Origin of the sequence: Natronocalculus amylovorans, assembly GCF_023638035.1 — an archaeon.
Classification (GTDB): Archaea; Halobacteriota; Halobacteria; order Halobacteriales; family Haloferacaceae; genus Natronocalculus; species Natronocalculus amylovorans.
The window spans coordinates 156708-178463 of sequence record NZ_JAKRVX010000004.1; the positions used below are offsets into that span (position 1 = coordinate 156708).

The 21756-nt window shown below is 51.1% G+C and carries 26 protein-coding genes and 1 tRNA gene; 16 read left to right on the top strand and 11 right to left on the bottom strand.

Going from position 1 to position 21756, the window contains the following annotated elements; translation table 11 throughout:
• Positions 1-20 precede the first annotated feature (20 nt).
• The 3 genes from artA to AArcSt2_RS11335 all read left to right on the top strand — a co-directional run bounded on the left by artA (position 21) and on the right by AArcSt2_RS11335 (position 2228).
• Positions 21-968 (top strand): archaeosortase A, encoded by a 948-nt coding sequence (gene artA / locus AArcSt2_RS11325; RefSeq protein WP_250584903.1) that lies wholly within the window; start codon positions 21-23, stop codon positions 966-968.
• Between the two features lie 256 nt (positions 969-1224).
• Entirely contained in the window at positions 1225-1782 is a 558-nt protein-coding gene (locus AArcSt2_RS11330; RefSeq protein WP_250584742.1) for a DUF7342 family protein, read from the top strand.
• Between the two features lie 5 nt (positions 1783-1787).
• On the top strand, positions 1788-2228 hold the full coding sequence (locus tag AArcSt2_RS11335; protein ID WP_250584743.1) for a toxin-antitoxin system TumE family protein: 441 nt from the start codon (positions 1788-1790) through the stop codon (positions 2226-2228).
• A 78-nt stretch (positions 2229-2306) separates the two neighbouring features.
• On the opposite strand, the gene dph5 is transcribed toward AArcSt2_RS11335, so the two are convergent.
• Positions 2307-3104, bottom strand: coding sequence for a diphthine synthase (gene dph5, locus AArcSt2_RS11340; RefSeq protein WP_250584745.1), 798 nt, complete (start codon positions 3102-3104; stop codon positions 2307-2309).
• 216 nt (positions 3105-3320) lie between these two features.
• Between dph5 and AArcSt2_RS11345 the strand changes: the two genes are divergently transcribed.
• The 3 genes from AArcSt2_RS11345 (at position 3321) to AArcSt2_RS11355 (ending at position 7524) form a co-directional block, all read left to right on the top strand.
• Positions 3321-5105 carry a PAS domain-containing protein gene (locus AArcSt2_RS11345; protein ID WP_250584747.1) on the top strand — a complete coding sequence of 595 codons (1785 nt, stop codon included), beginning with the start codon at positions 3321-3323 and terminating at the stop codon, positions 5103-5105.
• 103 nt (positions 5106-5208) lie between these two features.
• Positions 5209-5949 (top strand): alpha/beta hydrolase, encoded by a 741-nt coding sequence (locus AArcSt2_RS11350; RefSeq protein WP_250584749.1) that lies wholly within the window; start codon positions 5209-5211, stop codon positions 5947-5949.
• Positions 5950-6333: 384 nt separating this feature from the next.
• Positions 6334-7524: an orc1/cdc6 family replication initiation protein gene (locus AArcSt2_RS11355; protein ID WP_174653315.1), complete on the top strand. Its 1191-nt coding sequence runs from the start codon at positions 6334-6336 to the stop codon at positions 7522-7524.
• A 970-nt stretch (positions 7525-8494) separates the two neighbouring features.
• Here the strand turns inward: AArcSt2_RS11355 and AArcSt2_RS11360 are convergent.
• From AArcSt2_RS11360 to AArcSt2_RS11370, 3 genes are all read right to left on the bottom strand, one after another.
• Positions 8495-8674: a hypothetical protein gene (locus AArcSt2_RS11360; RefSeq protein ID WP_250584751.1), complete on the bottom strand. Its 180-nt coding sequence runs from the start codon at positions 8672-8674 to the stop codon at positions 8495-8497.
• 162 nt (positions 8675-8836) lie between these two features.
• Positions 8837-8909: transfer RNA gene (locus AArcSt2_RS11365), tRNA-Thr, on the bottom strand.
• 116 nt (positions 8910-9025) lie between these two features.
• Positions 9026-10066 (bottom strand): class I SAM-dependent methyltransferase, encoded by a 1041-nt coding sequence (locus tag AArcSt2_RS11370; protein WP_250584753.1) that lies wholly within the window; start codon positions 10064-10066, stop codon positions 9026-9028.
• Positions 10067-10166: 100 nt separating this feature from the next.
• On the opposite strand from AArcSt2_RS11370, the gene AArcSt2_RS11375 reads away from it, so the two are divergent.
• Positions 10167-10460 carry a hypothetical protein gene (locus tag AArcSt2_RS11375; protein ID WP_250584755.1) on the top strand — a complete coding sequence of 98 codons (294 nt, stop codon included), beginning with the start codon at positions 10167-10169 and terminating at the stop codon, positions 10458-10460.
• 144 nt (positions 10461-10604) lie between these two features.
• Here AArcSt2_RS11375 and AArcSt2_RS11380 read toward each other — a convergent pair whose 3' ends face one another.
• Together AArcSt2_RS11380 and btuC are read right to left on the bottom strand one after the other, a co-directional pair.
• Positions 10605-11828: an ATP-binding cassette domain-containing protein gene (locus AArcSt2_RS11380; protein ID WP_174653319.1), complete on the bottom strand. Its 1224-nt coding sequence runs from the start codon at positions 11826-11828 to the stop codon at positions 10605-10607.
• A complete protein-coding gene (gene btuC, locus AArcSt2_RS11385) occupies positions 11825-12937 on the bottom strand; it encodes a vitamin B12 ABC transporter permease BtuC (protein WP_250584905.1) in 1113 nt (370 codons plus the stop codon). Before btuC ends, AArcSt2_RS11380 begins: the two co-directional genes overlap by 4 nt.
• Positions 12938-12997: 60 nt before the next feature.
• On the opposite strand from btuC, the gene AArcSt2_RS11390 reads away from it, so the two are divergent.
• From AArcSt2_RS11390 to AArcSt2_RS11410, 5 genes are read left to right on the top strand one after another with little or no spacing between them, the layout of a single operon-like run.
• A complete protein-coding gene (locus AArcSt2_RS11390; RefSeq protein WP_250584757.1) occupies positions 12998-14167 on the top strand; it encodes a PGF-CTERM-anchored ABC transporter substrate-binding protein in 1170 nt (389 codons plus the stop codon).
• 52 nt (positions 14168-14219) lie between these two features.
• Positions 14220-14498, top strand: a complete 279-nt coding sequence (gene srp19 / locus AArcSt2_RS11395; protein ID WP_174653322.1) for a signal recognition particle subunit SRP19 — start codon at positions 14220-14222, stop codon at positions 14496-14498.
• A gap of 4 nt (positions 14499-14502) precedes the next feature.
• Positions 14503-14736 (top strand): H/ACA ribonucleoprotein complex subunit GAR1, encoded by a 234-nt coding sequence (locus tag AArcSt2_RS11400; RefSeq protein ID WP_250584758.1) that lies wholly within the window; start codon positions 14503-14505, stop codon positions 14734-14736.
• Positions 14737-14775: 39 nt separating this feature from the next.
• A complete protein-coding gene (locus tag AArcSt2_RS11405; protein WP_250584760.1) occupies positions 14776-15735 on the top strand; it encodes a presenilin family intramembrane aspartyl protease PSH in 960 nt (319 codons plus the stop codon).
• 38 nt (positions 15736-15773) lie between these two features.
• Positions 15774-16181 carry a hypothetical protein gene (locus AArcSt2_RS11410; RefSeq protein WP_250584762.1) on the top strand — a complete coding sequence of 136 codons (408 nt, stop codon included), beginning with the start codon at positions 15774-15776 and terminating at the stop codon, positions 16179-16181.
• Between the two features lie 32 nt (positions 16182-16213).
• On the opposite strand, the gene AArcSt2_RS11415 is transcribed toward AArcSt2_RS11410, so the two are convergent.
• From AArcSt2_RS11415 to AArcSt2_RS11425, 3 genes are read right to left on the bottom strand one after another with little or no spacing between them, the layout of a single operon-like run.
• Positions 16214-16699, bottom strand: a complete 486-nt coding sequence (locus tag AArcSt2_RS11415) for a PUA domain-containing protein (protein ID WP_250584764.1) — start codon at positions 16697-16699, stop codon at positions 16214-16216.
• 52 nt (positions 16700-16751) lie between these two features.
• Complete coding sequence (locus tag AArcSt2_RS11420; protein ID WP_250584766.1) at positions 16752-16952, bottom strand: hypothetical protein; 201 nt, start codon at positions 16950-16952, stop codon at positions 16752-16754.
• A gap of 1 nt (position 16953) precedes the next feature.
• A complete protein-coding gene (locus AArcSt2_RS11425; RefSeq protein ID WP_174653328.1) occupies positions 16954-17451 on the bottom strand; it encodes a LabA-like NYN domain-containing protein in 498 nt (165 codons plus the stop codon).
• Between the two features lie 141 nt (positions 17452-17592).
• Here AArcSt2_RS11425 and AArcSt2_RS11430 point away from each other — a divergent pair, with 141 nt between their 5' ends.
• From AArcSt2_RS11430 to AArcSt2_RS11440, 3 genes are all read left to right on the top strand, one after another.
• A complete protein-coding gene (locus tag AArcSt2_RS11430; RefSeq protein ID WP_174653329.1) occupies positions 17593-17835 on the top strand; it encodes a hypothetical protein in 243 nt (80 codons plus the stop codon).
• Positions 17836-17865: 30 nt separating this feature from the next.
• A complete protein-coding gene (locus tag AArcSt2_RS11435) occupies positions 17866-18240 on the top strand; it encodes a hypothetical protein (RefSeq protein WP_250584768.1) in 375 nt (124 codons plus the stop codon).
• 68 nt (positions 18241-18308) lie between these two features.
• A complete protein-coding gene (locus tag AArcSt2_RS11440; protein WP_250584770.1) occupies positions 18309-18602 on the top strand; it encodes a hypothetical protein in 294 nt (97 codons plus the stop codon).
• A 5-nt stretch (positions 18603-18607) separates the two neighbouring features.
• Here the strand turns inward: AArcSt2_RS11440 and AArcSt2_RS11445 are convergent, their stop codons facing one another.
• Positions 18608-19627 carry a sensor histidine kinase gene (locus tag AArcSt2_RS11445; protein WP_250584771.1) on the bottom strand — a complete coding sequence of 340 codons (1020 nt, stop codon included), beginning with the start codon at positions 19625-19627 and terminating at the stop codon, positions 18608-18610.
• An 82-nt stretch (positions 19628-19709) separates the two neighbouring features.
• Positions 19710-20681, bottom strand: a complete 972-nt coding sequence (locus AArcSt2_RS11450; RefSeq protein ID WP_174653332.1) for a hypothetical protein — start codon at positions 20679-20681, stop codon at positions 19710-19712.
• Between the two features lie 206 nt (positions 20682-20887).
• Here AArcSt2_RS11450 and AArcSt2_RS11455 point away from each other — a divergent pair, with 206 nt between their 5' ends.
• A complete protein-coding gene (locus AArcSt2_RS11455) occupies positions 20888-21730 on the top strand; it encodes an SDR family oxidoreductase (protein WP_174653334.1) in 843 nt (280 codons plus the stop codon).
• Positions 21731-21756: the final 26 nt, after the last annotated feature.

Genomic DNA, 21756 nt, shown 5'->3' on the forward strand with positions numbered 1-21756 from the left:
TTGGCACCCTCGCAGATGCAATGATCTGGCTGTCGATCCTCCTCTTTCTCACAGCCAGCCTCCTTGAGTGGCGAGCACACAGAACGGATGGGAGCCTCCAACCAGCCCGCTACACGGCAGTGGCGGCATTCGTCGTCTTCGGTCTGTTCTGGTTCAACGTCTTTCCATACTTTGCATTTGAACACCAGAGCTACGTCGAAGGGATCTTGAGCCTTGTCGCACTCCCGCTCTGTCTCTATACGGCCAAACTTCTCTATGAGGGTCGAAATACCCTGTTTATTCTCTCACGAGCGATCGGTGTGATGGGCCTCCTCTATCTCCCATTCGAGACAATTCCCGCAATGACGATCGCCGGCATCCATATCCCTGAGCCACGGCGCGTCCTGATCGAGTTCGTCGCAGATATCACCGCCGTCATCATCAGTGCAATGGGGTATGAGTATGTGTTCACCGAAAGCATCGAAGGCTATGACGCAGCCTTCCTGTGGACGCTCGAAGATGGACACCAATATCGTGTCTCAGTCATCCTTGCGTGCACTGGTATTGGAAGCATGGCGATCTTCGGCGGACTCATCGCCGCAGTCAAAGCGCCACTGAAACGAAAACTCAGTGCGATCGCGCTTTCGTTCTCAATCATTTTCGTGCTCAACATCATCCGTATGGTGTTCATCACCGTCGTCACCGGCAACCAGTATATGCACTGGGCACCCGATCTCGTCCTGTTCCTCTTTGGAGCCGACAATCCGTATCGAGTCTCCTTCCTCGTCTCCGATCGGATCATTAGCCAGTTCGGGGCCGTCATCGCGCTCATGGTCATTGCATATCTGGTAGTCCGAGTGCTCCCAGAACTGCTTGTTGTTCTCGAAGACTTGCTCTACTTGCTCACTGGCGAGGAACACAACCTCGAAGAAGCACTCAATCTCCCACGGACGGCAGTTGGCGAGGATCCAGCGCTGCGATCGGACTGAGCCAGCTGCAGCGATCGTATGCAACCCGCGTTCGCGATCGGCTTCGATCGAGTCAATCATACTTGAGGGACGTCAGCCCCGCCGTGGACAACTAGTGTGGAACGGAGTAAAGATACGATCGGCCGATTGGAGTACACACCGTGATTGAGCAGTCACGATAGTGAAATGCAGTATTCGCGCGCCTCTCGATGGACCACCAATAACATAATATATGTGCGCCAACACATATATATGCGCCACAATCAAAACAGACAGTATGAGCGATCGAAATACAAAGCGAGACGACGAACCAAAGTCTGTACCCACAAAAAAGCGATGGACAGATGGACGAACGACGTTTCAGCGTGTGTATGATGTTCTCGTTGGGACAACAGAGCCAAAAACAGCGGGTGAATTCGCTGCGGTAGCAGACTGCTCGGAGAATGCTGCTCGGAATGGGCTTGAACAGCTAGTCGAGATGGATATTGCAACAAAGACCACCGGTCGTCCAGCAACGTATCGGCGGAACCAATCGTATTTTGTGTGGAAACGGATTGAAACGATCGCAAAGACACATACGCGAACAGAGCTGCGTGATCAGCTCGACGAACTTATTGCTGCAGACTCGCAGTTCCAAGACCAGTATAGCGTTCCAACGCCGGATGCAGTTGCCGCGATCGAGGAGACTGACCACCCAGAACAAAAAACACACGAGGAGATCCATACATATTGGGATGAGCTGACTGAATGGCGAACTGTTCGTCGAGATATTACAGTCATCTCACGAGCACTGCAACGGATCGACGACACAGCAAATGAATGGGTACAGGCCTAAGTCTAATGGACGGCGGTAAGATACCGAGTGGCCCACTTGATATTCCAACAATTGAATCCATTGCACAGCGATCGCACTCACATCCGCTTGTTGTCAGCGCCCAATTTCGGCCAGATCGAATCTCACCACGGGTGCTTGAACTAGAACTTGATTCGCAGCAGTATCCAGATACGGTTCACACAGTCAGACTCGATGTTCGATGGTTCGAAGGAGGCGACTACAGTTTTCATTATCACGAGAAAGTGGAGAACAATCAATGGCACTGTCGGTGGGATCGCCATCCAAAACCGGACAACCCTCGATCGCACTACCATCCACCGCCAACAGCAGCGCGTGTTGAACCATCACCGATCGATGAAGAACACCATCTTGGCGTGCTGTTTACGGTGTTGGATTGGGTTACAGCCCGCGTGGAGCGTATACACGAAAGCACTGATCACCAATAAGCCAACGGCATCTGTATGGATGGCCGAGTGTCAGCCCGTCCACAGACGTATGCGATCGACCTTCACTGACGATTTGGACTATTCAACAAGCGATCGCGGCGCACCAGCCAACGAAACAAGCGCATCGGCCTCGATATGATGCACGTCGCCCGGAATGACGAGCAGATGCAGCGGCTCACCAAACTCTTCAGTAGCAAGCACAGACAACGTGTCAGCTCGGACAACCGGCTCAGGACTCCCTGCACGAGCAACAACAACCGCCAGCTCATCTTTCCACCCAGAAGCCAACAGCGCCGCCGCATAGTCGGCCGTCATAAACTCCTCGTGCTCATCAGGCCCACCCCGCCGAGGCACATAATCCACCTTGATATCCAGATAGACGATCGTATGCAAGCCGCGTTCACGATTCGCTTCGATCGAGTCGATCATACTTTGTGGCACATCATCCCCACCGTGGACGAACGGGAACGGCAGCGTCACTGCTTTGCCAAAGCGATAGTTCTGCAAGCCAGTCAATCCACTCGCCGCAGTCTCAGCGGTCACCCCATGAATCACACGAGTCTCAACCCCACGTTCTTCGGCTCGAATCCGAAGATCGACGTGCGTTGTTGAGATCATGGTATCACCCGCCGTCAGAAAGACCACGTCCTCGGTTTCTGCAGCCGAGAGGATCGGCTCTGGATCCTGCTCAACGCCAGCGCGATCGCGGACTTCAATCTCAACATCGTGTGCAGCCTCCAACTCCGAAACGGTTGCCCCCACTAACTGACTGGTGTAGAACTCAGCAAAAACGCGATCGGCCGATAGAATCCGGTTCCGGCCTTCAACAGTCACCGATGATGCGTCATAGAGCCCAAGCCCAACAAAGGTAAGCATACAGAGACTGGTTGGCCGATCGGATTAAACACCGCGATCGATCAGTCGACGAGACACCCTTTTAACAGTGGATCTGTGTTGCTGATGGTGGCGCATCTCACCACAATGACAATGAGTACCACAAAAATCTGATCTTACAATAACTACGAGCGATCAGATTGTATACTTCTCAAAGTATAATAGCTGACAGATGTAATGATAATCAAATCAAGACGTATGTTGTACCCTAACTCTCCAACCTACGTTGGAGCGATCGTTATTCACGACAAGGACGAGGTTATCCACGTTACAAGTTCATTTCTGTCACTCTTCAATTTTGACTCTCGTGAGTCAGTTATTGGGGCATCAATTCGTGACTATATTGCACCTTCAGACCACGACAGATTAGTTGGTCAGTTCGATCGGATTGAGACAGGCTCCACACCCGCATTAGGCCTCGCTATCACGATTTTAGACGGGAGTGGCGACTCTCGAGAAGTGATCACGCTCAGCTCACCCATCAAGTGGGAGGGCCAAAACAGAATTCAGACGCTCTTTTTTGATATTGATTCGGAACTCAATGCCTCCGGACTGGTCACGAAGACGATGGATTCCTCGCCGATCGGGATCTCCATCGCTGATGCTCGACAAGATGATGAGCCACTGATCTATATCAACGACGGGTTTGTCCAGCTAACAGGCTATCCACGCGAAGAAATCATTGGGCAGAACTGCCGGTTTCTACAAGGGGAACAGACCAGACCGGAGCCTGTGGCGAAGGTACGCAATGCGATCGAGAATGAGGTACCAGTCACAGTCGAATTACGGAACTATCGCAAAGATGGATCGATGTTCTGGAACCGGCTCTCAATCCAACCAGTCACCAATGACGATGGCGATGTGACCCACTTCCTTGGCTTCCAAGAGGACATATCAGCACAGAAGGCATACGAACAGGAACAGACATTGTTCGAAACACAAGCGAATGCGGTTGAGAAGTCGCTGTTTATTACGGATGTCGACGGGACAATCAAGTACGTCAATTCACAATTCGAAGAGACAACTGGCTTTATGGCTACGGAAGCGATTGGGCAGACGCCACGGATACTCAACTCTGGCGCACAAGACAGCGCGTTTTACGAAGCGTTGTGGGAGACGATTACGGCTGGTGAGGTGTGGGAAGCAACCATTACGAACCAGCGGAAAACCGGGGAGCGATATACGGTTGAACAAAAGATCGTTCCGATTACGAATGGACATGGAGAAATTACACATTTTGTGTCTGTTGAAGATGACGTCACTGACCAACAGTTCACGGAGGAAGTGCTTGGTGTGATGAGTCGTGTCCTCCGACACAACGTGCGGAACTCGGTCAACGCGATCCAGGGGTACGCTGAGATGCTCGAAGACAAGACAGTAGATCCAGGTGACAGAGCCGCACTGAGAGCGATCCAGAATCAAGCCGCACAATTAGAGGCAATAAGCAACAGGTCACGTGATATTCGTGAACTCTTTCGGCGGCGATACGAGCAACACACGATGGGCGTCGAAACGATTGGAAAGTTTGTCGAGCAACGCAGAGCACGTCATCCGGATGTAGATATCGACTTTTCGATCGATGTGAGAGGTGGTCGCCACATTCAAAACGGGAGCCTGCTCCAGATTGCAATCGATGAGGCCCTCGAAAATGCAATCGTGTATAGTGACCAAGAACGGCCACAGATCGAAGTCACAGTAACAGAACTCGTAGACGCAGGAAGTATTCGCATTGAGATTGCAGACGATGGCCCCGGAATCCCGCAAGATGAGTGGAACGTGATCTTAAGCGGGACAGAAACACCACTCGCGCATGGATCGGGGATCGGCCTCTGGATGATGTACTGGACGATCACCGCATTAGGCGGGACACTTGAGCTCACGGATAACGAACCTCGAGGGAGTATCATCACCTATGAGCTTCCGATCGGCACGATCGAATCCGATCTCATAGAGCAGAATGATCAAAACAGGCCAAACAAATGATATTTTGAAATATGACACTTCAGGGTATCATTATCAAGACGACTGTGAGCGATAGTGAATATACGCTCGATATGCTTACCCTCATTCACAGAGGCATTTCTGTATGAGTTCGAAAGAACGGATCGCCGTCTGGATAGTCGTACTCGTCGTTGCAACGATCGCCGGTGCCATTATTGCACTCGACTACTACAGCTACGAGGCAACGGACACAGACATGACTGCGATCGAAACAGAACAGGGCGTCTCGATCGATCGCTACGGGCAGGGCTATACAATTGCGAGCGACCAGCCAACCACAGACACGATCGGACTCGTCTACTACCCCGGAGCACTTGTTGACCCAGCAGCTTACCTGCAAACGCTGGCACCGATCGCTGGCGAAGAAGATGTCCACATCATCATTCCAAAGATGCCGCTTGATCTTGCGATCACCGATGTTAACCGGGCCGATCGAATCCAATCGGACTATCTAATGATCGACACCTGGGTTGTTGGTGGACACTCCCTTGGTGGTGCAGCAGCCTGTCGATACGTCGAATCCAGCGAGACGGACGGACTCCTTTTGCACGGCTCGTACTGTGATGTGGATATCTCCGAGCAACCAATTTCAGTGCTCTCGATTCTTGGAACGGAAGATAAAATCATCAATCAAGAAGCTGAACAAACAGGAAGAACACTGCTGCCACCGGATGCAACGATTGTCGAAATCGAGGGAATGACACATGCGCAGTTTGGCTCCTATGGCGAGCAACGAGGTGATGGCACCGCGACAATCACCGACGAAACTGCACGCGATCGCCTCACCGAAACGACACACCAATGGCTCGCTGAACAGTTCCACTAATACCACACCCACACCCCTCATTTCGTCTGTTCTTCGCTCCGAAGGTAGGGGGCTGTCTGGACGATCGGAGTATACTCTAACCACCCCACTATTCGTTCGTTATGCTGACACATGGCACACAGCTACAAGTCCGATCGGGTACACCCACACCCCTCATTTCGTCTGTTCTTCGCTCCGAAGGTGGGGTGGGGTGTTGAATGAGGGCACAAATGACCAAAATGTTGAACACCCACACCCCTCATTTCGTCTGTTCCATGCTCCGAAGATACCCCCTCGATCGCAGCGACAGTCACAAAAAGCAAAACATATATAAACCAAACGAATCACACGAAACATACAAAACAAGGTATATATACAGTTAGTAAGTAACTAGCGTATACTAATATGGACGATCCGTTTACAGATATTACACAGACCCTTTTTGAGGACAAGAATATCCTCTCGGAGGAATATCGTCCAGATATTATTCTCGAACGCGACTCCGAAATTGAGGCATATACAAACGCACTCAAAGACGTTCTCTTTGGGCGAAACCCGGCAAACATCTTCATTTATGGGAAAACGGGTGTCGGCAAAACTGCGGTCACCGAGTACATGATGGATGCGCTCCGATCGGAAGTACAGAACCGTGCTGAAGCAGACCCCCTCCACGTCCACTCGATTAACTGTAACGACCATACGGTTTATCGAACGGTTCGAGCACTCATTAACAGCATTCGAGACGACACAGACGATACCTTCCCGGAAACCGGTCTCTCAACGGCATACGCTCTCGACACACTGTATGAGGAGATGGACGATCGCGAAGGATCGTTCCTGTTCATTCTCGATGAGATTGACCACCTTTCCAATCCAGATTCACTGTTGTATGAACTGCCCCGTGCACGTGCAAACGGAAATCTCTCAACAGCACGAGTTGGTGTAATCGGTATTAGCAACAACTACACGTTCCGATCGACACTCAGTCCAAAAGTCAAAGATACGTTGATGGAAAAGGAGATCTCGTTTTCCCCATACGATGCAAGCGAGCTCAAATCGATCCTCACCCAACGTGCTGAAAAAGCGTTCATTGAAGATGCGTACGATAACTCCGCAATCGCACTCTGTGCTGCAATCGCAGCCAAAGACACAGGGAGTGCACGGCAGGCGATCGATCTGCTTCGAGAAGGAGGCGATGTTGCTGAAGAGCGCGATGCAACCACAATCACTGACGAACACATCCAACTTGCAGAAGAGCGTGTCCAACGCGGCCGAGTAAAAAACAAGGTTCGAGACCAGACGATTCATGGCCAACTTGTGCTTGAAACCGTTGCCCGACTCGAACTCGATGAAAAAACACCTGCGAAATCAAAAACGATCCGAACACAGTATGAGAACGTTGCAACAAATTGGGGTCACGATCCACTGACAACGCTCAAAAGTATTCAAAATCACCTCGCAGATCTAACAATGCTCGGTTTTCTCGATCGAACGGAACGTAATGAAGGCCGAGCTGGTGGTGTCCACTTCAAATACGAACTTGTCATGGACGCTGATGCAGTTCTTGAAACTCGACGCGATCTTGAGAGTGCATAAGTCCTCACACCTGTCGGGAATACATTCCACATCTGTTGAGAATACATTCTTGTACTTCTGTTTTGATAGCTGAGCCGTATCGCCAAGGTGACTCTTACCACCAACACACCCCTCATTTCGTCTGTTACACTGACACACGGACCAATACACTATATTTGAATCTTTTCAACCCGGTTACAATCACCGATATTATCCGATCGATACACCCCCCCACCCCTCCTTCGGAGCAGAGAACAGACGAAATGAGGGGTGTGGGTGTTGCATATAGACCCCTCATTTCGTCTGTAACTCGATCGTGCACGCGCTCAGCATTAAATAAGCGTTGGAAAGACGTGGAGGCAGGGACCAGTGCCGCAGGTGGTGCCATCAGATGATCCGGCGACGATCGGTATGATGCCTCCAGCACACACTGTGTCCACAACCCTATTAAAATTATCTCTCAATTTACCAAGAGATGGGCGGTGACAATCCGAAGGACTGTCGAAGTGTGGATATGCCTACCCAATCACGCTGCGCAGTATGCTCGCTACGCTCGACAGTCGATCGGTGGTCTCACTGGGGGCCATTCCCAGTACCAATTGTATTCAGTAGCTAAATTAAAAAATATATGTGTGGTTTCACAATCTTTGTCAAGAAAATAAGCGTATAGTAGCCACAGATCATCTGTATACAGCAGCCACGTATGTTTCACGTTGTCACTGACCATATTCACAATTCATCAGCAATTGTTCTCTCCGAATAGTCGGCGATCGCTCTCTTCACGATAAAAATGCGTCAACGATCGCCCACACCCAACCAGGTGTAAAATTTGTATACCGTTCGCCGACGCAATTTTACCCACGAAAACAGTTAATATAAATATACCGTTAACAACGATATAAAATGTTATTAAGATAGTTACCAAATAACTATCATTATCACGATAACATCTTCAAAGTACTGACACGGAGACAGTCGAACGGTCGGACATTCAATACCGTGGTCGGAGATCAGAGAGGATTCGACGACCCAGCGCTAACAGCCCGAGCAGTACGATCGCATAGACGATCGCCCCTCCCAACCCAATCAACCCAAGCCCAACAAGGAGCAACACACTTGTTAGTGAAATCACTGCAATTCCGATCCACAGCACTCGATCGTTTTCGCTCATGCTCTCAGTTGGTCGGTTCTTGCATGTAGGCTCACCGCTTGCGGTCGAGGATAATTAAGTCGAAAAACGAATTCTCGATCGCTTACGGTGAGACGACAGTTCTCAGCAAGAAACATCGTCTTTGATCGACTACGAAAATTCAGGGGATCAAACCCTTTTTGAAGCCGGTGGAGGGATTTGAACCCTCGGCCTAATCCTTACGAAGGATTCGCTCTGCCAGCTGAGCTACACCGGCACGGTGTCGTACACTCTGTAGTACCGCGATCGATCGGATAAGCGTTGCGAAAGAAGTGACGACTGCTACTTACAACCATACAGAAACTTTGCAATCCGATCGACCTATTTTACTCATCACTCATCGACGCGATCGAGCCGGAGATCGAGACAGACGTTCACCTCGTGTGGTGAGTACGATCGCACAACCGTCTCACCGATAACAGTCACCGAATACGCGCCCGCAGCAGCAGTCTCAAACCGCTCAATTCCCGGTGTAAACGGATCGGCCGCTGACTGGATATCGTAGTAGTGAACCACACACGAGTCACCTGCAACCTCGATCGCGGTCTCGACAAACGCATCCGCACTGTGTGGCAGGTTCATCACGATGCGATCGGCCCAGTCGCCATACTCCCGACTCACATCTCGAACATCGCCACAGTGAGCAGTAATCCGATCGCCAACACCGTTTCGTTCGGCATTGGTGGTAAGATACTCGATCGCAGTGTCGTTCAAATCAACCGCAACAACAGCCGCCCCCCGTGCAGCTGCGGGGATGGCAAACGGGCCTGCACCAGCAAACATATCAAACACATGCTCACCAGCCGAAATCTGTTCTGACACCCGATTTCGCTCGGTTGCGAGCCGCGGCGAAAAGTACATCTCTGAGATATCAACAAGAAACTCGTGTCCATACTCCTTGTGAACCGTCTCCGTTGGCTTCAAATCGGCCTCGGTATCCGAGACCAAGACGTCCCACTCGCGGATCCGAAGCTCGCCTTGGATTGGAGAGGCTCGGTTGACGATCGTCTTTGCAGGAACATGTGACTCACCGACTGCGTCTGCGATCTCACGTGCAGTCTCGGGATCATCTTCATCCAAAATGACGATATCACCAAGTCGATCGATCGATGGCTCATAGCCGAGAATATCCGCAGGCGATTGTGGTTTCGATCGGCGCTCCAATGGCTGTGATTCAATCACAGCGGCCCCCTGTTCGGACTCCAACACAGCACTCGCTCGCTCTGGGTCAGTCACTGGAATACAGAGTCGTCCATCGATCGACGTAATGGCATACGCTGCGTCCAACACATCAGCGTCTGCAAGCGCTTGTCGCGTTGTCTCCCCCGAAGTCGGGGCAACACAAACACATGGAACGGACTCCAACTCACTCATGCTGTAGTGGTGATGGCCTAAACGAGTAACAATACCGTTTTTATTGTCGATCTCCCTGCAATCTCGATTGTATTTTGCAGGTGGAGGTACAAGCACATCTATGTCCGACGACTGGGCAGACGATCCACAGTTTCCAACGCCACAGCCTGGGCCCTCTGGCGATCGGCTCAAGGTTAGATTTGCGATCAGCCTACTTGTTGCGATCGCTCAATTACTCATTTTTTGGGATCTCGTCCTGTCGTCACTACAGTTCATTTGGCCACCAACTGAACCACGAACGCAGTGGGTGACGTTCGTCCTCGTCTCTGTCGGCTCCTTCACCGTCATTTCCGTGCTCATTGGCACGCTCATCGGTGACCAGCTGTACGATCGGTGGTTGAAGAACGTGATGTGAACAAACGGTCAGATATACGAGTGAATACTGTTCTCTGCTAAACGGACTGTAGGTTTTATATCATATTGTTATGATATGTTAACTGGGCATATACCAAAGAATTGAGGCACCTGTTTCGCAGCAGTCGAGTCTGGCTCTCGGCTGTCAATAGCTGTTAATTCGCGCATCTTTGTTATCTACAATTGCAAAAATAACCGATCGGATCTCGTCAGTCTGTTCTACTTGCCACCATCGATCGGAATCAACGGTAACCGAAGACAGTAGTTCGCGATTCGTCTCATCCAGTGGTTGTACAGCGATCACGTGGTCTGCCTTGTCACAGGCACGAACGAGGTCCGATCGGCACTGCTCTGAGGGTGGTGACAGTGGTGATGTTGTAATCGTTTCAAACCCGTGTGCCGTTGCGGTATCAACAGCGCTATCGGTTTTAGAGAGGATTCCGATCGATCCGGTGATACCAGATTCAGCAGCAGAAACGATCACATCACGTGCAAGCCCACCATGGCCAACAATATGGACGGTTTGTTCGCATTCATTGGATGGCACTGACGAAAGTGGCACAACACGTTGGGTCGCGGTCACAGGATCTGTCGGGATTGCGACTGACGTCTCGAATGCGGCTTCGATCGCATCTTCTCCCAATACCTCTGCAGGTGACCCCTGTGCAATCACGTCACCAGACGCAACCAACAAGAGCTCATCACAGTATCGGGCAGCCAGATCAAGATCGTGAATGGCAGCAATTACGGTCCGTTCTTCGGATGCAAGCTCACGAACAAGCGAGAGCGTCCGCGTTGCGTGGTTGATATCCAAACTTGCAGTTGGCTCATCTAACACCAAGAGAGGCGTCTCCTGTGCAAGCGCACGCGCAACCAACACGCGCTGGCGTTCACCACCACTGACGGCTGTAATTTGTCGATCGGCAAACTGGGACGTCTCGGTCGTCTCGAGCGCGGCTTCGACCGCACGCACATCATCATGATCCATTGCACCAAACCGTGAAATATGTGGGTGTCGCCCCATCTCAACGATCTCACGAACGGTAAACGAAAACGAGAGCAGTGTCGACTGTGGGACCGACCCAACAAGCCGTGCCATCTCCGTTGCTCCGCATCGTGACACCGATCGGCCGGCAACGGTAATCTCTCCATCGTCGATCGGGCCGGTCCCGTTAATCGCTCGCAAGAGGGTTGTTTTCCCCGCGCCATTCGGGCCGATCACACCAACAACGCGGCCCCGATCGATCGTACATGATACATCTGACAACACCGTACTCCCACCGAGAGAGACCGAGAGCGACTCCACTGAGACGATCGGCTCCTCTGTCGCGTTTGTAGCGTCTTCGAAGTTCGCGGCTGTGGTGTTCACAGGCTGTGCACCTCCCGTGAAACAAGCAGGTAGATAAAAAATGGCGCGCCGAGCGCAGCGGTTACGATTCCGACCGGGATATCAGATGCCCCAAGCGCAGTCCGTGCGATCGTGTCGGTAATAACCAAAAACGACCCGCCGGCAAGCGCAGCCGTTGGTAACAAAATTCGATGATCGGGGCCCACAATCAACCGAACCATGTGTGGGACAATTAGCCCCACAAAACCAATAATTCCTGACACGGCAACCGCCGCTGCAGTAATCACACTGGAAAGAACCAACAGTATTTTTTTGGTCCGCTCAACTTCCACTCCCAACCCTTTCGCATCGGCCTCTCCAAGCAGGAGGACATTGAGATCGCGTCCGTACGCCAAAATAATGAGAAACAGCAGCGGTACAAGCACGAACGTGATGCCGACATCGCCCCAGCGAGCGTTTCCAAAATGTCCCATAAGCCAGTGGACAACTTGACGGAGGCTTTCACCGCTGTAGAGCTGTAAAAACGTAATCACCGAACCTAAAAACGCCTGTATTGCAATCCCTGCGAGCAACAGCGTCGCAACTGGTGTTTTCCCACCCTCTGTTGCAATCATATATACGACAAATGCAGTTACGACCGCGCCGACAAATGCAGCCCCGCGAAGCCCCATTCCGAATGGGATCATCGCAGGCGCAACAATGAACGCGACTGCCCCAACCGCCGCACCTGAGGAGACGCCAATAATTGAGGGATCGGCCATCGGATTACGGAAAAAGCCCTGCATAACGGTCCCTGCAGTTGCAAGTGCAAACCCCACCGCTGCGGCAAGCAGAATCCGAGGGAGTCGAACCCCAATTACGATCTGTTCATGCACCCGATCGGTTGCAAACGAAAACGGAGCTCCCCAGACGATATTCATCGCCGGGATCTGGAGCACACTAGATCCGATCGACACCTGATCAGACGAAACGGCAACCCCAACCGGGATTGACACCGCATTCAATATTACCTTCAGAACGTTGATCGGTTCAATATACACCGGCCCGATCCCTGCACTGACAATAATCGAGAGACACAAAAGCGCCGCTAACCACGCAGCGTGTGCTACAGCGGTTCGGCGCGCTGTCATCATATACAAGCGCACTTGCAGTAGGTAAATACTTATTGCATTACTGTCTTCGTATGGACGATGTCACTTCGTCACCACACCAAAGTATTGCTTCTTATTCTGATGGTGTCGCTTGCTGCGATCGGTGCGACACCGATGGCTGCAACTGCCGCACCAACCGCAACCGATGCCGCCTCAGTACAGACCGCCGAAGAATGCGAGTTCCCGATTACACTCACTGATGCAACGGGAGAAGAGGTGACGCTTGAGGAACCACCGGAACGAGTTACAACAACAAATCCAAGCGTCGCACAGATTATGTGGGAGATTGGGGGTGCCGAGCAAGTCGTTGGTACGTCACAGTTCGCCCACTATCTTGATGGCGCTGAGGACCGAACAAACGTCTCCTCGACAGAGTTTGGTGTCAATATCGAACTTGTCGTGAGCACCGAGCCGGATCTCGTGCTTGCACCATCTGCAACAAGCGTCGAGACGGTCGAAGCCCTCCGCGATGCAGGGTTGACGGTCTATCACTTCCCGGAAGAAACCGACTTCGATGAGGTTCGAGAAGCGACCACGATCGTCGGCCAACTCACCGGGAACTGCGAAGGTGCGGCCGAAGCAAATGCGTGGATGGATGCAAACGTTGAGGCAGCCGCTACCGCAACTACAGATGCCGATCGCCCGGGCATTATGTATCCACTCGGTGGCGACTTTGTTGTCGGTGGAGACACGTTTATCCATGAAATGATCGTCGCATCCGGCGGCGACAACCTTGCGGCCGACGAGTTTGACGGCTATCAAGTGATGAACGATGAAGTTGTTCTGTCGCTCGATCCGGAATATCTTATTGCGACCGAAGAGTCCACGTTTGTGCTTGAAGAGGAACCATACGCATCAACGCGTGCGGTTGAAAATGATGCGATCGTGATGATGGAGGTCAACTACCTCAACCAGCCTGCACCACGAAGCGTGGTGTTCTCGGTGCAGAATCTCACCGCAGAACTTCATCCTGATCTGTACGATGAGAGCGACTTTGTGAGCAGAGCGGAGGCTGCAGCGCTGGTCGATTCCGATTCAGCAACTGATGATGCGGACACCGACGATGCTGGAGATGACGCAACACCGACAGAGACTGCAGCCGACGATGCAGCCGGCGATGCTGACACGGACACAACGATCCCTGGATTTGGTCCCGTCGCCGCGATCGCTGCACTGATACTGAGTGTGTTGTACTTCCGACGCGACTAACACGCTGTAGAACTCCGAAACCGTATTAGGAGGGGCGACCAGTGATTAGCGTATGGTCGAGAACGTCATCTACCCCGCCTATTTTGATATCGAGCTGACCCGATCGGAGGGGCGGCGCGTCCCGAAAGATCTCGCAGTCGAAGAGCCAACTGTTGATGAGCTTGCAAAAGCCGTCCAACAGGTTGGATACGATGCCACCATCGAACGAGACATGACCTACTCCCGTGAGTACGAACCACGAGGAAGAGTGCTTGTGAACCGATCGGACGACTCCTCAAAGAACGACCTTGTGCAAGCAGTGGCCGCTTATATTGGCATCCTCAGAGGGTAATACAATGGCATTAGCACGTGTTGGGACGGTTTCTCGAACCGCTGGTGGGCTTGCGATCGTCCGCTGTCGCGATGAGACCTACCCTGATATCGGAACGATGGTTGTTGATGAATCGCTCTCGTCTGTTGGCCGTGTGGTCGATGTGTTCGGGCCGACCGATCGCCCATATGTTGGCATTACTGTCGACGATGACATCTCGCTTGCGTCGATCGTTGGGAAAAAACTGTACGCAAGATAAAACACAATCCCCATACCGATCGCTCTCGAAACAATCTCCATGTTCCCTCGCGAGTATCGTGGTGTCGCCTTTGCGCTCTTTCTTTTTGTTATCGTACAAGTCGGGGCCTTAGCTCTCGTACAGACATTTTTTGAGCAGGGTTACCAAGCTGTTGAGAACCCGGATGACCCAACAAACAGTATCATCTACATCGGTGCGATTTTTGTTGCCACCGGACTGATGCTTGCAGCGTTCAAATATAATCTTGATTGGGTTATTCGGCTGCTTATTATCTTTACCAGCGGGATGCTTGCGTACTTCGTGTTTGCGGCGCTCCTTCCGCCGGTTGTGAGTCTCGCACTTGGCGGCGGCATCATTATCGCGCTTTATGTCTACCCCGAATGGTATGTGATCGACACCGCTGGTGTGCTTATGGGTGCGGGTGCAGCAGGCATCTTTGGCATTACGTTCGGGATTCTTCCAGCACTTATTCTATTGATTGTGCTCGCCGTTTACGATGTGATTAGCGTCTACGGGACCGAACATATGCTTGATCTTGCAGACGGGGTGATGGATCTCAAAATCCCAGTCTTGTTGATTATCCCGCTTACACTCTCGTATTCGATCCTCTCAGATGGTGATTCGGATACGGATACAGATTCGGATAGCGATACAGATACGAATTCTGATACTGCGGGTGAGCAGGACGATCGAAGCCGGGATGCATTCTTCATCGGGCTTGGCGATGCTGTCATCCCTGCGGTGCTTATCGCGAGTGCGGCGTTCTTTTCGCCAGCCCCTACCTACGACCTTTCGATCGTTGTCCTCAACACACCCGCGTTGCTTGCAGCGATCGGCATGAACATTGGTCTCCTCATTCTGATGTGGATGGTAATGAAGGGACGTGCACATGCCGGCTTACCGCTCCTCAATGGCGGTGTCATCGGTGGCTACCTCCTTGGATCCCTCATCGCAGGCGTGCCACTGCTTGAGGCGGTCGGGCTCGCAGGCTTCCTCTGAGAAACAATTAATTCCCTTCGTTGAGGAGGTCTCCACACATGGACATCCTCCGCTCGATCGATTCGACGAACTTTACACCACTTACAGTATTCCTGTCCGTCGTTGTTCTCGCGAGCGCAGGGACAGTCTTTTTTCCACAGCTCCCAGTGCAGATTCCCACCGCTTTGTGGCTTATATTGACGCTTGGTGTTCCAACACTGCTTGCGATCGTCGCACTGCTTGCAGCCGTTGGTGATGGATTTTGTATCCACACGTTTGTTGAACAGCTCCTTTCGATCGGGACGCTTGTACTTGTGGGATGGACGATCGCCACAGTACTCTTCAGTAGTAGCGGTGGTGTTAATTTCGGCCCGCTGTTCGTGCTTGTCGCTGCGAGTGTGCTTGCCATCACACTCCTTTCTGGTTTGTTTGTCGAGGCACTCAAAACGCGCTCTCCAACGGCTTGAGATAGGACGATGTCCGCTCGATCGAGAGGATCTTAGTGCTTGCCATCTCGAACTTTGACTGCCATCCCGCTTGCAAAGTCCATCATCCCATCCGCAGACAACTCCGCTCGGCCCACACCCAGTAGCTCCCCATCGTAGTGTTCAACGAGTATCTCATCACCCGGTCGAATCACTGGGTCAACATCCTGGACGAACTTCGCAAAGACGTTTTTTCCATCTCGGACAAATGGTGCAGAGTCGTCACCAACAATAACCCGATATGCCGGTGATTCGAGTGCGTCCGCGAGCCGTTCCCCACCAGCGTAGCCAAGCGTGAATCGTCCATCCGTCGCGTAGGTGACCACACGCGTTCCGGAGACGATGATTTGTCGCGGGCGTCCGCTGCTTGTTCGTCGAATATCGATCGGCTCATCAGTGGGAAACAGTGCGTTTCCAGCACCAGCACCGAACTGGTAATCCGCAATCGTTCGGAGCGATCGAAGCGACGCTCGATCGGCGTCCGACAGCTGTGTACTCATATATATGCTCGTTTCTGACGCCGGTAGAAAGCGGTTGCGTCCTTACCACCGCTCATCGGCGCCTCGTTGGTTTGGTCGGCAACAGCCGAATCCGAACCACCGCTAACATGACAAAAAAGAGCACCCCAAACGTCACGCCGATCGCAGTGCTTTGAAACGCCACACGCCCGAATGCAAGCCCGATCGCCATCCCGACAATAAACGGAACTGCAAGCAACTCAACAGGAAACGGTTCTGAAGACTCTTCTGACATACTACAGTAAGAATGTCTCTTCCCGCTCAGCTAAATTAATGAAGGTATCGGACGCAGCTACCAGTTCATCTGCTGTTGAGGAGCCGAATCCCATGACCTCAACTTTAACGCCCTCATGTCGAAGGTGTGAGCAAAGCCGCGAAAAATCGCCATCACCAGTACAGAGGACAATCGCATCAACATGGGAGGCAAGCGTTACTGCATCGAGGCTCATTCCAACATCCCAATCCGCTTTTTTTGAGCCATCTCCGAATGTTTTGATATCCTTGATTTTAGTCTCAAACCCGATATCAGTCAGTGCATCAAAAAACGTCTCTTCCTCTGGTGAATCTGCCCGGATGACATACGCAATCGCTCGGACGAGCGATCGGTCCGCGACTGCTTTTTCAAGCAGTGAGGAGTAGTCAATATTCCGTGAGTAGAGACTTTGCGCCGTATGATAGAGGTTCTGTGAATCCGCAATCACAGCAACCCGTTGGTGCGGGTGAATATCTGTCATATATACGCTCCATCGCGTGGTTCCTTAGTCTTTGGTGCTTTGACACCAATCCACCTCACGGAGAGAGCCTCACCGCTTCTAGTGTAGGCGAATCCATCAGTGACCGTACGATTAAGACGCCACAAAACAAATAGTGATGTAATGGCTTCTACAGGCCCAACCGACGAGTATGGTGAAATGAATGAGACCCAGACGTGGCCTGAGCTAGCGATCGCAGTCTATGACCGGCTCACAGGCCGTGGTGCAGAAATCACGTACGAGTTTGAGGATATGGAGGTTGACGTCCCAAACAAAATCGGTGATGATGCAGACCATGCCCGGTGGAGACTTGACGGGACGCTCAAAGTGAGCACCCGAGCAAAGTCTGAGAATAAACTGAAGTGAAGTGAGCTGGACTGACCTGAAGTGACAACTGTGAGCCGTGAGCCACCGTTTACCGAGACGTTCGTCCTGGACGCAGAGCTTACGCTCTCTCACGGAGATACAACGTTTTCGATTTGGTCCGAAGGAGGCCGGTTGGTACTCAATGCACCATCAATCCGATCGCTCAGACTATTGGATCAACTACTGACGACAGAAGCGCTCCCAGAGCAACTCACAACGCTCCGAAGCGAACTAGTCACTGCTGGCCCACCACTAGAATTGCAGGTTCGGCGTGTGCCGATCGCTCGAAGTTGTGACCCTAAAGAGACATCATCACGTGGTGAAATCCACACGACATATGCAGACCACTCGATTCTGGTTCTTCCGCGCGGGCTTTTATCAGCCGCAATCAGGTGGCTACCCTAACCCAAGGTGGCGCTGCACCAACTGAAAATCGCCGGTGGAATAACTATGCTGGAACACCGAGTAGATGTATGAGTATGGACGGCTCTACTGAGCACGCCGTTTCGGATGATGTATCAGCGGATTCATGGCTTGCAATGGTCGATCGGCTCCTTGATGAGGGTGTTGATAGGGCAGAAGCGATCGAATTAACGGCTGAAGAACTTGATGTTGATATTCCGACACGGTTTGGAACTGATGCAGCGCGCGCGAACTGGCGATTCAACGGGACGGTTCGGGTAACGATTGATGGCAACCGAGCACCGCTTGCAGCGTGGCTCAAACTCTGGAATAACCGACTTGATTCCGAACAACCGGATTCGTAAGCTAACTACGCTGGTTTTGGAAATGACAGTCCAAATGTTGTTCCAGAATCACTATCACCTTCGACCCACACCTGCCCACCGTAGGTTTTGAGCAACGCATCCACAAAGAAGAGACTCATTCCGTCACCGTGATTTAGCGGACTTGTTTCACAGCGTCCGAATAGCTCGTCTGGATCGGTCACCGAAATTCCGGGCCCGTTATCGGATATATACACCACGACAGCAGCCGGTGTCTCCTCGATTGTTACCTCAACAACCGGTGTTTTCGACGTGTTATGGACAATCCCATTTTCAATGATTTTCTCAAACGCATCTCCGACTGCATGATTTGCAGTTGCCCGATATGGGGCCTCAGTTGTGGGGCCAACCACTGTTGCCTCTGGATACTGTTGTTGTATTGCAGTGACTGCATCGTGGAGAAATGAGTCAATACGGACTGCCGACGTGACCTCATCATCTCGCGTGAGCAGATACTCGAGTTTTCTGGCCGTATGTGCACGATCGACAATCTTGTCAAGCCGACCTTGTACCATCTCAAACTGTGCTTTCTCTTCTTCTGTTGTTACACGATCGGAGAGCAGCTGCACATATCCTTGAACCACGTTAATATCATTTCGAATATTGTGCCGCAGCACACGGCTTAATAGGTTGAGCGATCTCGTGTACTGCCGTTGTTTTGTGAGGTCCGTAAATACTCCTGCCAAACAAATAACCTCGTTATCTTCAGTAATTGGAACTGCAGATCCAACACCGTATATGACGGTTCCATCTTGCGCCAGGAGTTCAGTTTCGCCGTGCCATGTTTCGTTGTTAAGCGTTGCTGAAGCCACTTCTTCGAGAACTTCCTCATCAAAAAGAATGTCCGTAACTGGTGTCCCTAACAGCGTTGATAGATCGTCATATCGAAGGAATTTCACTGCAGCCTCGTTTGCATCTTCTATGACGAAATTGCAGCCGATGATTAACGCGGGGTTCTGGATTGACCGAAACACATCTTCATAAACCTTGGAGGAATAGTCGGCCATTCAACTGATAAACAAACGATGCGATCGTATAATAATTTTGTTCAAAATATCAATTAAGATACTAGTATGTGTATTTCAAATATCATTTTAATCCGTACGCCTTGACATCAATTTCAAGCAACTCTCTCATTCCGTCGATAAAATCATATGCATCAACGCTTTCTAATCCGTGATTGGTCTGTAACAGATCTCGATAGGTTCGGTTCCACTGCATGAGCAGTTCTTGCTCGATTGACGTATCTCGAATCCGATCGATAATTGTCGCTGTCGACACCGCTGATGATTGAAGTTCCTCAATTGTTACTACTCCGCGATCAATCGCGGTCACAACAACGTTTGACGTGTAGTCATCTTCGGCAAGTTCCCGCTCCCATGTCGTTACCCAATTACCAATTCTGGCAAGTTTCTGTGCCTCCCATGTAATATCTCTAAATTTGGATAGATCATTGACCGAAAATGACGGCGAGAACGCAATATCAATCCCAACATAACAGAATAGCAGCATGTTGTATGTATCATACTGCTCGATCGCGGTTGGGCTTGTAATCTCAGGGCCATCGTTGACAAGGCGATTATAATCCATCGTGTTCAACGACTGACGGATATCAAACTCGAGAAGTTGCCGGAATTCCTCACGGCGTGGTGCTTTGTCTAAGAATTCGATCGTTTGTGCCCATGTATCTTCAAGCAATGCAAGCTGTGTGCAATCAACTAAATCGCTATCGTACACCGGATCAACGTTTGAAAATGGAATTTTCCGGCCTTGCTCGAATGTTCCATGGTCACGATGGCGCTCTGAGATATCATCGAGGATCGTCATAAAAACCGAGAACCCGAATTTTGCTTTTCGAGCCGTGTTTCTATATTTCGGTGGGACAGTTGACAACTCAAATTTTGGGAACACGTAGTAGAGCCATTTCCAGAGCAACTCATCTCGATCGTCGGTGATCTCTGCATATCTCGACAACAGTTGATCAAATTCGGTCGGAACCGACACTGACTGCATATTTTTGACGAGCTTTTGCTCTCCCGCACGGTGGGTTTCTATAGACATTTCAACTGTCCAGTGCCGTCCACCTGTATTAAAATTCAGTATTCTATAAATTAAATTTAAATTAAGTACTAACAAATTAAATATATTTCAGAATCGTGTGATAGTATCTCACTCTGAATAGGTGTACACATCGTATGAATCCCCCCGATTGCCAGTAAACAGTACACACCCGTACAGTTTTTACGTTCCTTCGAGTGGACAGTAGTATGGATATACCAGATCTCACCGACAAAACAGCATTCATCACTGGCACAACGCGTGGTATTGGAAAATCGATTGCACTTGCGCTTGCCGAAGCCGGGTGCAACATTGTCTCAACAGGAAAAACAGTCGATGACAGTGAGAGTGACCTCGAAGGGACGATCCACAAAACCGCAGCAGCATGTGCTGAACATGGTGTTGAAACGCTTGCTATTCAATTGGATGTTCGAGATCCTGCTGCTGTTGAAGCTGCAGTTGAGCATACTGTTGATACATTTGGTGGCATTGATATTGTTATTAACAACGCAAGTGCGATCCAACTCGCGAACATTGCGGATCTCCCACCGAAACGATTTGATCTCCTCACTGACGTGAACATTCGCGGGACGTTCCTCGTCTCACGCGCGTGTATTCCACACCTGCAAGCCAACGAAGACGGTGGCTGGATTCTTACGAACGCCCCGCCAATTACGGTCGATCGCGCTCCAGGGCTTGCCCCATATGCGTGGTCAAAATTAGGGATGTCGTTCTTGACGCTCTCACTTGCGCACGAACTGAAAAGCGATGGTATTGGTTGTAACACGTTTTGGCCCGAAACTGCGATCGACACCCGTGCAACACGATACTTCGGATTGGGAACCGAAGACGACTGGCGAACACCGGAAATCGTTTCGGATGCGGTGCTCTCGATCCTTACAAATGATCCAGCGGAGTACACTGGAAATGCACTGTATGTCGAAGACATACTCCGAGACGCCGGTGTAACCGATTTTTCGGAATATAATGTGACCGCGGGTGACCCCGCGCCGATGTCAAAACAGATGTTTGAACTCGAAGGTGGGTTCTAACAAACTATCATATAGTTAGTAAACGA

Bases quoted from the DNA above. Each gene is read 5' to 3' on its own strand.
- artA (WP_250584903.1), top strand. From the start codon at position 21: ATGATCTGGCTGTCGATCCTCCTCTTTCTCACAGCCAGCCTCCTTGAG.
- AArcSt2_RS11330 (WP_250584742.1), top strand. From the start codon at position 1,225: ATGAGCGATCGAAATACAAAGCGAGACGACGAACCAAAGTCTGTACCC.
- AArcSt2_RS11335 (WP_250584743.1), top strand. From the start codon at position 1,788: ATGGACGGCGGTAAGATACCGAGTGGCCCACTTGATATTCCAACAATT.
- dph5 (WP_250584745.1), bottom strand. From the start codon at position 3,104: ATGCTTACCTTTGTTGGGCTTGGGCTCTATGACGCATCATCGGTGACT.
- AArcSt2_RS11345 (WP_250584747.1), top strand. From the start codon at position 3,321: ATGTTGTACCCTAACTCTCCAACCTACGTTGGAGCGATCGTTATTCAC.
- AArcSt2_RS11350 (WP_250584749.1), top strand. From the start codon at position 5,209: ATGAGTTCGAAAGAACGGATCGCCGTCTGGATAGTCGTACTCGTCGTT.
- AArcSt2_RS11355 (WP_174653315.1), top strand. From the start codon at position 6,334: ATGGACGATCCGTTTACAGATATTACACAGACCCTTTTTGAGGACAAG.
- AArcSt2_RS11360 (WP_250584751.1), bottom strand. From the start codon at position 8,674: ATGAGCGAAAACGATCGAGTGCTGTGGATCGGAATTGCAGTGATTTCA.
- AArcSt2_RS11370 (WP_250584753.1), bottom strand. From the start codon at position 10,066: ATGAGTGAGTTGGAGTCCGTTCCATGTGTTTGTGTTGCCCCGACTTCG.
- AArcSt2_RS11375 (WP_250584755.1), top strand. From the start codon at position 10,167: ATGTCCGACGACTGGGCAGACGATCCACAGTTTCCAACGCCACAGCCT.
- btuC (WP_250584905.1), bottom strand. From the start codon at position 12,937: ATGACAGCGCGCCGAACCGCTGTAGCACACGCTGCGTGGTTAGCGGCG.
- AArcSt2_RS11390 (WP_250584757.1), top strand. From the start codon at position 12,998: ATGTCACTTCGTCACCACACCAAAGTATTGCTTCTTATTCTGATGGTG.
- srp19 (WP_174653322.1), top strand. From the start codon at position 14,220: ATGGTCGAGAACGTCATCTACCCCGCCTATTTTGATATCGAGCTGACC.
- AArcSt2_RS11400 (WP_250584758.1), top strand. From the start codon at position 14,503: ATGGCATTAGCACGTGTTGGGACGGTTTCTCGAACCGCTGGTGGGCTT.
- AArcSt2_RS11405 (WP_250584760.1), top strand. From the start codon at position 14,776: ATGTTCCCTCGCGAGTATCGTGGTGTCGCCTTTGCGCTCTTTCTTTTT.
- AArcSt2_RS11410 (WP_250584762.1), top strand. From the start codon at position 15,774: ATGGACATCCTCCGCTCGATCGATTCGACGAACTTTACACCACTTACA.
- AArcSt2_RS11415 (WP_250584764.1), bottom strand. From the start codon at position 16,699: ATGAGTACACAGCTGTCGGACGCCGATCGAGCGTCGCTTCGATCGCTC.
- AArcSt2_RS11420 (WP_250584766.1), bottom strand. From the start codon at position 16,952: ATGTCAGAAGAGTCTTCAGAACCGTTTCCTGTTGAGTTGCTTGCAGTT.
- AArcSt2_RS11425 (WP_174653328.1), bottom strand. From the start codon at position 17,451: ATGACAGATATTCACCCGCACCAACGGGTTGCTGTGATTGCGGATTCA.
- AArcSt2_RS11430 (WP_174653329.1), top strand. From the start codon at position 17,593: ATGGCTTCTACAGGCCCAACCGACGAGTATGGTGAAATGAATGAGACC.
- AArcSt2_RS11440 (WP_250584770.1), top strand. From the start codon at position 18,309: ATGAGTATGGACGGCTCTACTGAGCACGCCGTTTCGGATGATGTATCA.
- AArcSt2_RS11445 (WP_250584771.1), bottom strand. From the start codon at position 19,627: ATGGCCGACTATTCCTCCAAGGTTTATGAAGATGTGTTTCGGTCAATC.
- AArcSt2_RS11450 (WP_174653332.1), bottom strand. From the start codon at position 20,681: ATGTCTATAGAAACCCACCGTGCGGGAGAGCAAAAGCTCGTCAAAAAT.
- AArcSt2_RS11455 (WP_174653334.1), top strand. From the start codon at position 20,888: ATGGATATACCAGATCTCACCGACAAAACAGCATTCATCACTGGCACA.